The sequence below is a fragment of the Hydrogenophaga defluvii genome, from assembly GCF_042665235.1.
In the GTDB taxonomy this organism is placed as follows: Bacteria; Pseudomonadota; Gammaproteobacteria; order Burkholderiales; family Burkholderiaceae_C; genus Hydrogenophaga; species Hydrogenophaga defluvii_A.
Genome location: NZ_JBHTBZ010000056.1, coordinates 65220 through 77908 on the forward strand (window position 1 = coordinate 65220; position 12689 = coordinate 77908).

The following is a 12689-nucleotide window of genomic DNA, read 5'->3' on the forward strand; positions in this document are numbered from 1 at the left end:
GTCAGCCTGCGTGGGCCACAGCATCCCACACCAGTTTGACGCCCGTCAAAAACATGCCCGCGTACACCAGCCGGTAGAACAAACCCGGTTGAATGCGCCGCGCGACTTTCACGCCGGCCCACACACCCAAGGGCGCAAACGGCAGGAGTGCCAGTGAAGTGGCCATGTTGCGCATGTCCAGCAAGCCCAACATGCCATACGGCACCCACTTGCTGAGGTTGATGACGAAGAAGAACACCGCCATCGTGGCGGTGAACTTCACCGGCGAGAACCTCATCGGAATCATGTAGGCGTTGATGGGTGGCCCGCCCGCATGTGCGATGAAACTGGTGAACCCCGACGTGGCGGTGAGGATGGCGCCCACCCAGCGCGGTGGCGGCGCGCTGCCGGGCTTGGGTGGAAACAGCAGGCGCTGCGCCAGAAACAGCAGGGTGAACACGCCCACCAGACCGGCCACCACGTGGGCGGGCAAGGCCCGGAACAACAATGCCCCAATGACGATGCCCACCAACCCACACGGGATCAGGAACTTCAGCATCGGGACGTCGAAGTCCTTTCTGAACGCGGCCAGGCCCAGCAGGTCCATCACCAGCAACACGGGCATGAGGATGGCGGCGGCCTGAGGCACCGTCACGGCCAGGGCCATCATGGGCACAGCCAGCGAGCCGAAGCCGGCGCCGAAGCCGCTTTTGCTCAGCCCCAGCAGCAGCACCGCCGGGATGGACACCGCGTAAAACCAGGGGTCGGTGATCAGCGGCAGGTCAAGCAACAGGCTCAAACCTTCTCCACGATCAGGGCAATGCCCTGCCCCACGCCGATGCACATGGTGCACAGCGCGTAGCGCCCGCCCAGGCGGTGCAGCTGGCTGACCGCCGTGGTCACCAAGCGCGCACCACTGGCGCCCAGCGGGTGGCCCAGCGCAATCGCGCCGCCCCACTGGTTCACGCGCGGGTCGTCGTCCTGCAGGCCCAGCTGGCGCAACACGGCCAGGCCCTGGGCGGCGAAGGCCTCGTTCAGTTCGATCACGTCCATCTGCGCCAAAGTCAGCCCGGTTTGTGCCAGCAGCTTCTGCGTGGCCGGCGCCGGGCCGATGCCCATGATGCGCGGCGCCACACCGGCCGTGGCCATGCCCACCACACGGGCGCGGGGGGTGAGGCCGTTATTGGCGGCAGTGGCTTCGTTGGCCAGGATCAACGCGCAGGCGCCGTCGTTCACGCCGCTGGCGTTGCCGGCGGTCACCGTGCCATCGGGCCGCACCACACCTTTGAGCTTGGCCAGGGTCTCCAGGCTGGTGGCACGCGGGTGTTCGTCGGTGTCCACCACGATGGCGTCGCCCTTCTTCTGCGCGATGCTCACCGGGGTGATTTCAGCAGCCAGGTGGCCGGCCTGCTGCGCGGCCACGGCCTTGAGTTGGCTGGCCAGGGCCATGCGGTCTTGTGCTTCGCGCTCGATCTTGAAATCCGTGGCCACGTTCTCTGCCGTCTCGGGCATGGAATCCACGCCGTACTTTTCTTTCATCAGCTTGTTGACGAAGCGCCAGCCGATGGTGGTGTCGTACACCGCGTTGTTGCGGCTGAAGGCGCTCTCGGCCTTGGGCATCACGAAGGGGGCGCGGCTCATGCTTTCCACGCCACCGGCGATCATCAGTCCGGCTTCACCCGACTTGATGGCGCGCGCAGCCGTGCCCACGGCGTCCATGCCAGAGCCACAGAGGCGGTTGAGGGTGGCGCCGGGCACATCCAGCGGCAGGCCCGCCAGCAGCGAGGCCATGTGGGCCACGTTGCGGTTGTCTTCGCCGGCCTGGTTGGCGCAGCCGAAGATCACATCGACCACGCTGGCCCAATCGACGTTGGGGTTGCGCGCCATCAGCGCCTTGAGCGGGATGGCGGCCAGGTCGTCGGTGCGCACGCTGCTAAGTGCGCCGCCGTAGCGGCCGATGGGGGTGCGGATGGCGTCGCAGATGAAAGCTTGGGTCACGGGGTCTCCTCCAGAGGGTAAATAAGGGGTCAACGGGGGGTGCACCGATTCTCGCTTATGCTCCGCAGCCTCTGCGCCAGCCCGCGCGCGCCACACCCAGCCGCCATGTTTTCCCCGTCCCAAGCCGATGTCCGCCGTTTTTTTTGCTCGGTCTACAGCAAATGGCACCAAGCTGAACCGATGGAGGCGATCGAGTCGCTGGCACAACTGTGGATGGCCGAGCATCCGGAGTTCCACCCCGCGCTGTCCGATGTGGATGCGGCCCTGCGTGACATGGAGCAGCCAGACCCTGCCGGCAGCAACCCCTTCCTGCACCTGTCCATGCACCTGACGATCAGCGAGCAGTGCAGCATCGACCAGCCCGCCGGCATACGGCAAGCGGTGGAGCTGCTGGTGGCACGCCGCGACTCCTTGCACGACGCGCACCACGAAGTGATGGAATGCCTGGGCGAGATGTTGTGGGAAAGCCAGCGCAGCGGCCGCCCACCCGATGGGCACGCCTACCTGGAACGCGTGCGGGCGCGCGCCACGCGGGACTGAAAAAACAAAGGCCGCTCAAGGAGCGGCCTTTGAGGACATCCCGCTACGGAATCAGCGGAACCGCGATTCGGCTTGGGTCTGCATCTCGCCCTGCAGGCTGCCCAGGTAGTTGGCAATCTGCTTGAGTTCAGACGGCTTGAACTGCTTGGAAATGCCGGCCATCACGCCGTTGGAGCGGCCCACCACGTTGTTGCCCTCCACGGTGTACGACTTGAGCGCGACATACAAGTAGTCCGAGTGCTGACCCGCCAGCTTGGGGTAGCTCGGGTCGATGGGCTTGCTGAAGTTGGCGCCGTGGCAAGACACACAAGCACCTTTGGTGAGCAGCTCGGCCACGGCCGTGCTGGCGGCACGCGAAGGCGTTTCGCCGATGGGCGCCTTGCCCTGGCTGGCGTAGAAAGCGCCCAGATCGGCCATGTCCTGCTCGCTCAGCGAGGCGGCAATGCCGCGCATGGTGGGGTGCTTGCGGTCGCCCTTCTTGTAGGCGGTCAGCGCGCTGACGATGTACTTGTCCGACTGGCCCTGGATCATGGGCACCTTGTGGATTTCGGGGAAGCTGTTCTGGTAGCCCGGAATACCGTGGCAACCAATGCACATGGCGGCCTTGGACTCACCCGCCTTGACATCCCCCGCGGGCGCCTGGGCTTGCGCCGCAAACGTCGCCAGGGTCATGGTCACCATAGCGACAACCGGCTTCAGCAGAGAGGACATCTGTTTGTTCATTTTGCAAGCACAATGGGTGGGTCGTTTGACGAAAATCAACGGCGGATTATATAGACTCGGTTACAGCTCATTTTCATGACCTGTCCGCGATTTGCCGGCCCATGCACGGATTCCCAGCCCCACAGTCCACCATGAAATTCAAAGGTTCCGACAACTACGTCGCCACACAAGACCTGATGTTGGCCGTCAACGCCGCCATCACCCTCAAACGCCCGCTGCTGGTCAAGGGCGAACCCGGCACCGGCAAAACCATGCTGGCCGAAGAAGTGGCGCAGGCGCTGGGCATGCCCTTGCTGCAGTGGCACATCAAGAGCACCACCAAAGCCCAGCAAGGCCTGTACGAGTACGACGCGGTGAGCCGCCTGCGTGACAGCCAGTTGGGTGACGAGCGCGTCAAGGACATCCACAACTACATCGTCAAGGGCGTGTTGTGGCAGGCCTTCACAGCCGAAGAGCCGGTGGCGCTGCTGATCGACGAAATCGACAAGGCCGACATCGAGTTCCCCAACGACCTGCTGCGCGAACTCGACCGCATGGAGTTCTACTGCTACGAGACGCGTGAGCTGGTGAAAGCCAAAAACCGCCCGCTGGTGTTCATCACGTCGAACAACGAGAAGGAGCTGCCTGACGCCTTCCTGCGTCGCTGCTTCTTCCACTACATCAAGTTCCCCGACGCCACCACGATGAAACAAATCGTGGACGTGCACTACCCCAACCTGAAAAACGAGCTGCTGACCGCAGCCATGAAAACCTTTTTCGACATCCGCAACCTGCCGGGCCTGAAGAAAAAGCCCAGCACCTCCGAGCTGCTGGACTGGCTCAAGCTGCTGATGGCCGAGGACATCCCGATGGAAGCGCTGCAAAGCCAAGACGACAAGGTCAGCGTGCCGCCCCTGGTGGGCGCGCTGCTCAAGAACGAGCAGGACGTCACCCTGTTCGAGAAGCTGGTGTTCATGAACCAAAGGAACCGGTAAAACCATGTGGCCCTCACCCATCACCTTCGTCGGCCTCAACGCCAAACTCGAACCACTCGGCCAACATCACCACGACGACCTCGTGGAAGCCGTGTGCGATGGGGATTTGTGGGACCACTGGTACACCGCCATTCCCACGCCCGAGGGCATGGCGACCGAGATTGACCGCCGCCTGGGCCTGCAGGCCAAGGGCAGCATGCTGCCGTTTGCGGTCATCGCGCTCGAAGGTGAGCTGGCGGACAAGGCCGTGGGCATGACCACCTACATGAACATCGACGCGGCCAACCGGCGGGTGGAAATCGGCTCCACCTGGTACCGCCGTGCGGTGCAGCGCAGCGCCGTCAACACCGAATGCAAACGCCTGTTGCTCACCCATGCGTTCGAGCAGCTGGATTGCATCGCCGTCGAGTTCCGCACCCACTTCTTCAACCACCAGAGCCGCCGTGGCATCGAACGCCTGGGCGCCAAGCTCGACGGTGTGCTGCGCAACCACCAGATCAACCCGCACCCGGCGGCCGGTGGCAGCCTGCGCGACACCTGCGTCTACAGCATCATCGCCAGCGAGTGGCCGACGGTGAAGGCGCACCTGAACCACCAGATGATCAAGCCCAGGGGCTGAACCCCAGGAGGCGCCATGCTGATCGACTTCTTCTACACCCTGCGCGCGGCCAAGCTGCCCGTTTCGGTCAAGGAATACCTCACGCTGCTGGAAGCGCTGCAGGCCGATGTGGTCGGGCCCACCAACCCCGACGCCTGCACGATGGACGACTTCTACTACCTGAGCCGCACCGCGCTGGTCAAGGACGAGAAGCACTTCGACAAGTTCGACCGTGCCTTTGCGGCCTACTTCAAAGGCGTGGAGATGCTGGCCGACTTCACCAAGCCCGTGCCCGCCGACTGGTTGCGCCAGGAGATGGAGCACCTGCTCAGTGACGAACAAAAGGCCAACGCGCCCAAGATGGACTGGGACGAGCTCATGGAGACGCTCAAGAAGCGGCTTGAAGAGCAGAAGGAACGCCACGAAGGTGGCAGCAAGTGGATAGGCACAGGCGGCACCAGCCCCTTCGGCAACGGGGGGCAAAACCCACAGGGCATACGCATTGGCGGCAAAGGCGGCGGCAAAAGCGCCGTCAAGGTGTGGGACCAGCGCGCCTACAAAGACTACGACGACAGCCAGGAGCTGGGCACGCGCAACATCAAGATGGCGCTGCGCCGCCTGCGCAAGTTCGCCCGCGAGGGCCATGAGGACGAGCTGGACCTGGACGCCACCATCGAGCGCACCGCCGCCAACGCCGGCTACCTCGACATCAAGATGCGGCCCGAGCGGCACAACAACGTCAAGGTGCTGCTGCTGATGGACGTGGGTGGCACCATGGACGAACACATCGCCCGCGTCGAGGAACTCTTTTCGGCCACCAAGAACGAATTCAAGCACCTCGAGTACTACTACTTCCACAACTGTGTCTACGACTTCATGTGGAAAAACAACCGCAGGCGCTACGCCGAAAAATTTCCCACCTGGGACATCATTCGCAAGTACAACAAGGACTACAAACTGATCTTCGTCGGCGATGCGACGATGAGCCCCTATGAAATCCTGCAGCCTGGTGGCAGTGTCGAATACAACAACGAAGAGGCGGGCGCCGAATGGCTGCAACGCCTGACCCACACCTTCCCGAAGTTCGCCTGGATCAACCCGGAGCCCCAGGGCGTGTGGCAGTACCGGCAGAGCATCTCCATCGTGCAGCAACTGATGGGACAGCGCATGTACCCACTCACACTCAAAGGCCTGGAAGACGCCATGCGTCAGCTCTCCAAGTAGCCGTGCAGTGCGCGGCAGCCAGCGCCCTGCTCGCGCTGGCGCTGCTAGGCGCTCCGCCCGCACGCGCCCAAGCCCAAGCCCCCGACAGCGGGCCGCGCTTCGACATCGAACTCCAGGCCCCTGAACCGCTGCGCGCCTTCCTGCTGCGCCACGCCGAGCTGCAGCGTTTTCGCGACCTGTCCGACCTCGACGCCTCCGAACTCGACCGGCTGGTGGCCCAAGCCCCGGCCGACCTGCGCAACCTGTTGGGCACACAGGGCCACTTTTCGCCGGTGATCCGTGTGCGCGTGGCGCGCGAGGGCGCGCGGCCCCAGGTGCAGATCGACGTCGAGCCCGGGCCGCCCACCCAGGTGGCCTCGGTGGACGTCCGCTTCGCCCCTGCCACTGCGGGCGACCCACAGGCTGAAGCCCGGCAATCGGCCGCGCGCGCGCAATGGTCACTCCCCCCCGGCCAGCCCTTCACCCAGGCCGCGTGGGACAACGCCAAGACCGGTCTGCTGCGTGGCCTCACCGCCCAACGCTACCCCCTGGCCCGGCTGCTCGACAGCCGTGCCGACATCGACCCCACCCAACAACAGGCCCACCTCTCCCTGCAGGTGGACACCGGTACCCCCGTGCGCCTGGGGGAGCTGCGGGTAGAAGGTGCCGAACGCTACCCGCCAGATCAGGCCGCCGACCTGGCACGTCTGGCCGGCCTGGTGCCCGGCGCCGACTACAACCTGGCCACCCTGCAGGCCGCACAACAGCGCCTGGCCGAAAGCGGCTACTACAGCGCGGCCTTCGTGTTTGTGGACACCGCCGGTGACCCCGACGCCGCCCCGGTGGTGCTGCAACTGCGCGAGGCGCAGTTGCAAAAGCTGGTGCTGGGCGTGGGCGCCAGCACCAACAGCGGCCCACGCCTGAGCCTGGAGCACACCCACCATCGCGTGCCTGGCCTGCACTGGCGCTCCACCGTGAAGCTGCGCGCCGAACGCGATACGCCGCTGGCCGAAGGCGAACTGCGCTCGTCCCGCGACGCCAGCGGCTGGTACTGGAACGTGGGCGCGCTGGCCCAACGCGAACGCGACGCCGACCTCAGCATCACCAGCCAGCGCCTGCGCGCCGGCCGCACGACCGACACCGCCACCCGCGACCGCAGCTTCTACCTGCAGTACGACCGTGCACGCAGCGACAGCGAGGCCCTGCGCGCCTCCGGTCCGCTGATGGCCGAATCGTCCGTCAGCGCCAACTTTGCCTTCGCCCGCCGCCAGTACGACGCCTTGCCCGTGGCGCGCCAAGGCCAGGGCTACAGCGCCGAACTGGGCGTGGGCATGACGCTGGGCGACAGCCGCCGCCCCTATCTGCGCACGCGCGCCCGCTGGCACGGCCTGTTCCCGCTCACCGAACGGGCCTCGGGCCAGCGTCTGGCGGTGCGGCTTGAAGGAGGCGCGGTGCTGGCTGCCGACGACGCGCGCATTCCCGCCACCCAGCGTTTTCTGGCCGGTGGTGATGTGAGCGTTCGCGGCTACGACGTGCGGGGCATCGGTGTGCCACAAGCGGACGGCAGCGTGCTGCCTGGGCGTTACCTGGGCGTGGCCAGCCTCGAATGGCAGCGTCCCCTGGGCAGCCCGGGCCAACCGAGCGACTGGGAACAAACCGTGTTCATCGACGCCGGTGCCGTGGCCAACCGCCCGACCGACCTCAAACCCCGCTACGGCGTGGGCACCGGCGTGCGCTACAACAGCCCTGTCGGCCCCCTGCAACTGGACCTGGCCTACGGCCTGGACACCAAACGCTGGCGCATCCACCTGAGTGTGGGGGCCACGTTTTGAGCCGCCTGCGCACCACCTGGCGCATGCTGCTCAGCGGCACCGGCTGGCTGCTGCACTGGTGGCCCGGCGCCCTGCTGGCCCTGTTGCTCGCGCTGCTCGGCGTGCTGTTCGCCTGGGGGCACAGCGCAGGCTCTTTCCAGCAAGCGTTGCGCTGGACCCAGGCCTCGGCCGCGCAATACCCCGAGCACCTGGGCTCGCTGCAGATGCGCCTGGACCCGACCGACCCGCCCACGGCACTGATCGAAGGGGGGCGCATCGCCCACCTGGCCTGGTCGCAAGGCGGCCTCAATGTAGAGATCGACGACTTCACGCTGACCTGGGCGCCGCGCTGGTGGCTGGCGCTGGTGCACGGCGATGGCATCCACGTGCACACCTTGCGCGCCGCCCGGGTGTCCGTGCGCGACCAGCGCCCCGCCACCCCCACCGAGCCGCTGCAGGCACTCACGCTGCCGGTGCCCGTTTCGCTGCCCTTCGAGGTGGGCCAGTTGACTTACCACGGTGCCTCACCCGTCACCCTGGGCCCGCTGCGAGGCCACTACCGCTACGACAACGCCCAGCGCCATCACCTGCGGCTCGATGAACTGACGTTGGCCCAAGGCCGCTACCAAGGCGAGCTGACGCTGGACGGCATCGCCCCCATGGCATTGCAGGCCGCGCTGCAGGGCGAAGTGACGGTGCCCGAATGGCGTGGCCCGGCGCTGCAAGCCCGCGCCACGGTGCGGGGCAGCCTGGCCGGTGCAAACGCACAACTGCAATTGAGCGCCGAACTCCGCCCCACGCAAGCGCTGTCGGCAGGTGCACGCACGCCACAGGCCACGGTGGCGGCCGAGCTGCGCCCCTGGGCATCCCAGCCCCTGCACCGCGCCGACGTGCAGCTTGCCCACATCGACCTCGCTGCCGTGTGGCCCGCTGCACCTCGCACCGGGCTGTCGGGCAGCATACGCGCCGAGCCCAAGGGTGCACAGTGGCAGGCCGACATCGAACTGAACAACAGCCAGGCCGGGCCTTGGGACCGGCAGCGCCTACCGGTGGAGCGATTGCGCGCCCGTGTGCAACAAAGCGGCGAGCGGCAATGGGCGATTGAGCAACTGACGGCCACGGCGGCTCGGGGCCAACTTTCCGGCCAGGCGACATTGTCCTGGGGGGATCGGCCGGGCAGCTTCAACGCCACTGGCCGGCTGGACTGGGCCGGGCTGCAACCCGCTGCCTTGTGGAGCACGCTGCCCGACGCAACCCTCCATGTTGAGGCCGAAGCCAGCGGCACCCCCCGCGAAGGACACCGGCTCTCCCTCCGCGCCCGCCCGGCCGACAAGCGGGCCCCCAACCACCCACTGACCCTGCGCCTGGCCGAACTGCAAGGCCAGTGGCATGGCGATGTGTGGACGCTGGAACGCCTGCACCTTGAGTCGCCGCAAGCGCAACTGTCGGCCGAAGCCCGCTGGGACAACCGCAGCCAAACCTTTCAAGGAGACGGCCGCCTGAACGCGCCGGGCGCCAGCGCCTCTTGGCAGGCCAACCTGGCCCCCGAGACCGGCGACGCCCACGTCAACCTGGAGGTGCCGCAGGCCGAGCGGCTGTTCCCTTGGATACAGCGTGTGGCAGCCGCCGTGCGCCCGGCCGACGCCATGCCCAGCGGCTGGTCTGCGCGCGATGCCGGCGGTCTTGAACTCAGCTGGCAGGGTGGCTGGCAGCGAGCGCAGAGCTGGTGGGCGGCCCTGTCCCACAGCGCCGACACACGCACCCTGCTCAACCAGCCCGCCCAGCCCCTGACGTTGCGACTGCAACTGCCCACTTTGGCGTTCGCGCAGGCCACCGGCCCGCGCAGCGCGCTCAGCGGCTGGCAGATGGACCTGTCGGGCCGCAGCGGGCGCTGGCAGCTCCAGCACAGCGGGGCGCTGAGCCACCAAGGCCATGAGCTGCGTCTGAACCAGGCCTGGACGGTGTGGCCGGAGGCCGATGGCCCGAGGCTGGTGGCCGACCCATGGCGCGCCGACGCCCGCGTGGCGCGGGTGCCCGCCGCGCTGGCCCGCTGGCAACTCGCGGCCAACACCCCGCTGGTGCTGCACTGGCTGCGCGACGGTGTTGCACTGGATGCGGGTGGGCTGAACATCACGGCACCCGACCTCGACCCCACACCACGGCCCTTGCGCTGGGACACCAGCCAGTGGCTCGCCACCGGCGCCAACGCGGGCCTGAGCACCAGCGGCAGCCTGCGCGGCCTGCCCCTGAGCTGGCTGGACCACCTGGCCCGCAGCGACGAACGCCCCGAGGGCCTGCTGGCCCAGGCCAACCTGCAAGGCGACATGCTGTTCGACGCGCGCTGGCAACTGCGCCTGCCTGCCCACGGCACCGATGGCGCACAAGGCGAACTGGCCCTTGAACGCCGCAGTGGCGACTTGGCGCTCAAGGCCGATCCCAACACCCCTGGCAACAGCCCGCTGACCGCAGGTGTGGCCCAGGCCCTGCTCGGCCTGCAGCTCAACGGCGCCGAACTCAGCGCCCGCCTCGTTTGGGACAGCCAGCGCGCAGGCCAGGTGAACGCACAGGTTCGTACCCGCTGGAACGGTGGCCTGACCCAACCCCACTGGCCGGCCGATGCGCCGCTGGCTGGGCACGTGAAAGCCAGCCTGCCCCAGGTGGGTCTGTGGTCGGTGCTGGCACCACCTGGCTGGCGCTTGAGTGGCAGCCTGCAGGCCAACGCCGAACTCGCCGGCACGCGCGCCACGCCGCAATGGAGCGGCCAACTGCGCGGCGACGGCCTGGCCCTGCGCTCGCTGGTGGACGGCATCGCGTTCGCGAACGGCGAACTGCGCGCCAGCCTGCGCGGCGAAGAACTGTTGATCGACAGCCTCACGCTCGAAGGCCCAGGCGGCGCGGCCACCGGGGGGCAACTCCGTGCCAGCGGCAGCGCCAGCTGGGCGGCCACCGTCCCACCCAACGGCCACCGCCAACCCGTGTTGCAACTGCAGGCCCAGGCCGAGCGGCTGCGCGTGTCGGTGCGCGCCGACCGGCGACTGACCGTGAGCGGCCAGGTACAAGCCCGCCTGCAAGGCAAACACCTGCAACTGCGCGGCAACCTGGGCGTGGACCAGGCCGCCTTTGTGCTGCCCGACGAACAGACGCCTCGACTGGGGGACGACGTGGTGGTGCGTGGCCGCAGCACCCCCAACGGCCAGGCCAGCAGCGGCGAACGTGTGCTGCCCGATGTGCAGCTCACACTGCAACTGGGCGACAACTTCCAGGTGCGCGGCCACGGCCTGGACACCCGGCTCGCCGGCGAGCTAGAACTGCGCAGCACGGCGGCCCAACCCACGCCGCGCCTGCTGGGCGAGGTGCGCGCCGTGCGCGGCACCTACCGCGCCTACGGCCAGCGGCTGGACATCGAACAAGGCGTGGTGCGTTTTGCCGGCCCTTACGACAACCCCGCGCTGGACGTGTTGGCCATACGCCCCTTCACCAGCCAACGCGTGGGCGTACAAATCCGAGGCACCGCACAAGCGCCACAGGTGCGCCTGTACTCAGACCCCGACCTGCCCGACAGCGAAAAGCTGGCCTGGCTGGTGCTGGGCCGCAGCGCCAGCGGCGGTGGCGCCGAAGCCGCGGTACTGCAACAGGCCGCCATCGCCCTGCTCAGCGGCGGCAGCGGTGCCAGCCCCCTGGACGGTCTGTTTGGCCTGGACGAGATTTCCGTGCGCGGCGCCGGTGAAACCACCACCAACGCCAGCGGTGAAACCGTCAGCGGCGCCACCATCACCCTGGGCAAACGCCTGTCCAACCGGCTCTACGTGGCCTACGAACGCAGCCTGGCCGGCACGCTGGGCACGCTCTCGCTGTTCTACGACGTGTCAAGGCACCTCACCCTGCGCGCGCGCACCGGCGAAGACAACGCCGTGGACCTGATTTTCACGCTGCCTTACGACTGACCACCTCAGGCGCTGACGTTCAACGTCGGGCTGGGCGTGGCCGCACCACCCACTTGCAGGTACCGGTTGATGGAGGACAGGCTGTCAGCCACCGTTGACGGCCCGAGCACACCGGTGCGCACTGGCGCTGGGGTAGGCGCACTCAACCCGCTGGGCACGGCCGCAGCCACCGGTTGCCCCACCTGCGAGACCGCAGGTGCTGCGTCACCCGAACGACGCGCGCTGGCGGCCTCGTTCTGCGCCTGCCCTGAGGCTTCCCGCAAGCGATCGGCCCGCTGGTTCAGCCGATCGGCCTGGCCACGTGCCTGCTGGCTCTCAGCCGCCAAACGCTGCGCGCGCCCCTCGGCCTGCGCCGCGGCGCGTTCCGCCTGCACCCGCTGCACCGGCACATAGGCGCCCACGCTGGAGATCGCGGCCAAAGCGCGCTCCTCAGCTGGACGGCCCTTGGGGACCGCTGGCGTTTTGAGCGGCAGCGGCCTGGGCGTATTGGTTTTGGGCCGCCCGCGTGTCGGACTGCGCACGCGACGACGCGTCATTGGCCTGCGGGGTGGGCGGCGTTTGCGCCGCACGTTCGGCCGTTTCAGCGCGCTCACGCGCTTCGGGGCTGATGTTGACCACGGTCGAGGGCCGCTGCGTGGGCGCCGGCGCAGCCTGCGCCGTCTGGGCGGCAGGCGGCCGCTCCTGAGGCGTCGCCGTGCTCGACGCCACCCGACCGTAACTGCCGGCCACTGTGTTGATGGGGGTCATGTCTGCTCCCACGACACGCCGGAACAGCCGGCGCACTGAAGATAATTGACAATTTTAGGCCGCCCTCTGCCCAGGGACAAGGCCTGTGGCCAGGGTGTGTCAGCAGCAAATGAGTTGTCCGGTTCGTAGCAAGTAATCTGTCCGGTTTGTGGAGGAGCGATGCAACACGCCC

The 12689-nt window shown here is 67.5% G+C and carries 11 protein-coding genes; 6 read left to right on the top strand and 5 right to left on the bottom strand.

The window, feature by feature from the left end:
• Position 1: 1 nt before the first annotated feature.
• Complete coding sequence (locus ACFQU0_RS17600) at positions 2–778, bottom strand: sulfite exporter TauE/SafE family protein (protein WP_382203030.1); 777 nt, start codon at positions 776–778, stop codon at positions 2–4.
• Positions 775–1977 (bottom strand): 3-oxoadipyl-CoA thiolase, encoded by a 1203-nt coding sequence (gene pcaF / locus ACFQU0_RS17605; protein WP_382203031.1) that lies wholly within the window; start codon positions 1975–1977, stop codon positions 775–777. The genes ACFQU0_RS17600 and pcaF overlap by 4 nt, the downstream gene beginning before the upstream one ends.
• Before the next feature lie 105 nt (positions 1978–2082).
• On the opposite strand from pcaF, the gene ACFQU0_RS17610 reads away from it, so the two are divergent.
• A complete protein-coding gene (locus ACFQU0_RS17610; protein WP_382203032.1) occupies positions 2083–2517 on the top strand; it encodes a DUF1841 family protein in 435 nt (144 codons plus the stop codon).
• A gap of 51 nt (positions 2518–2568) precedes the next feature.
• Here the strand turns inward: ACFQU0_RS17610 and ACFQU0_RS17615 are convergent, their stop codons facing one another.
• Positions 2569–3228, bottom strand: coding sequence for a c-type cytochrome (locus ACFQU0_RS17615; RefSeq protein ID WP_382203033.1), 660 nt, complete (start codon positions 3226–3228; stop codon positions 2569–2571).
• Positions 3229–3371: 143 nt separating this feature from the next.
• Between ACFQU0_RS17615 and ACFQU0_RS17620 the strand changes: the two genes are divergently transcribed.
• The 5 genes from ACFQU0_RS17620 to ACFQU0_RS17640 are packed head-to-tail and all read left to right on the top strand — an operon-like array spanning position 3372 to position 11770.
• The gene (locus ACFQU0_RS17620; RefSeq protein ID WP_382203034.1) at positions 3372–4214 is read left to right on the top strand and encodes an AAA family ATPase; all 843 of its coding nucleotides are present in this window, start codon (positions 3372–3374) and stop codon (positions 4212–4214) included.
• Positions 4215–4218: 4 nt separating this feature from the next.
• Positions 4219–4833: a GNAT family N-acetyltransferase gene (locus ACFQU0_RS17625; RefSeq protein ID WP_382203035.1), complete on the top strand. Its 615-nt coding sequence runs from the start codon at positions 4219–4221 to the stop codon at positions 4831–4833.
• 15 nt (positions 4834–4848) lie between these two features.
• Positions 4849–6036, top strand: a complete 1188-nt coding sequence (locus tag ACFQU0_RS17630) for a vWA domain-containing protein (RefSeq protein WP_382203036.1) — start codon at positions 4849–4851, stop codon at positions 6034–6036.
• A 2-nt stretch (positions 6037–6038) separates the two neighbouring features.
• The gene (locus ACFQU0_RS17635; RefSeq protein WP_382203037.1) at positions 6039–7847 is read left to right on the top strand and encodes an autotransporter assembly complex protein TamA; all 1809 of its coding nucleotides are present in this window, start codon (positions 6039–6041) and stop codon (positions 7845–7847) included.
• The gene (locus ACFQU0_RS17640) at positions 7844–11770 is read left to right on the top strand and encodes a translocation/assembly module TamB domain-containing protein (RefSeq protein WP_382203038.1); all 3927 of its coding nucleotides are present in this window, start codon (positions 7844–7846) and stop codon (positions 11768–11770) included. The genes ACFQU0_RS17635 and ACFQU0_RS17640 overlap by 4 nt, the downstream gene beginning before the upstream one ends.
• A gap of 5 nt (positions 11771–11775) precedes the next feature.
• Here the strand turns inward: ACFQU0_RS17640 and ACFQU0_RS17645 are convergent, their stop codons facing one another.
• Both ACFQU0_RS17645 and ACFQU0_RS17650 read right to left on the bottom strand, forming a co-directional pair.
• Positions 11776–12189 (bottom strand): hypothetical protein, encoded by a 414-nt coding sequence (locus tag ACFQU0_RS17645; protein WP_382203039.1) that lies wholly within the window; start codon positions 12187–12189, stop codon positions 11776–11778.
• A 10-nt stretch (positions 12190–12199) separates the two neighbouring features.
• Entirely contained in the window at positions 12200–12517 is a 318-nt protein-coding gene (locus ACFQU0_RS17650; RefSeq protein WP_382203040.1) for a hypothetical protein, read from the bottom strand.
• Positions 12518–12689: the final 172 nt, after the last annotated feature.

What these genes read in the sequence shown, in the direction of transcription:
- ACFQU0_RS17610 (WP_382203032.1), top strand. Translation starts at nt 2,083, where the DNA reads ATGTTTTCCCCGTCCCAAGCCGATGTCCGCCGTTTTTTTTGCTCGGTC.
- ACFQU0_RS17615 (WP_382203033.1), bottom strand. Translation starts at nt 3,228, where the DNA reads ATGTCCTCTCTGCTGAAGCCGGTTGTCGCTATGGTGACCATGACCCTG.
- ACFQU0_RS17620 (WP_382203034.1), top strand. Translation starts at nt 3,372, where the DNA reads ATGAAATTCAAAGGTTCCGACAACTACGTCGCCACACAAGACCTGATG.
- ACFQU0_RS17625 (WP_382203035.1), top strand. Translation starts at nt 4,219, where the DNA reads ATGTGGCCCTCACCCATCACCTTCGTCGGCCTCAACGCCAAACTCGAA.
- ACFQU0_RS17630 (WP_382203036.1), top strand. Translation starts at nt 4,849, where the DNA reads ATGCTGATCGACTTCTTCTACACCCTGCGCGCGGCCAAGCTGCCCGTT.
- ACFQU0_RS17650 (WP_382203040.1), bottom strand. Translation starts at nt 12,517, where the DNA reads ATGACCCCCATCAACACAGTGGCCGGCAGTTACGGTCGGGTGGCGTCG.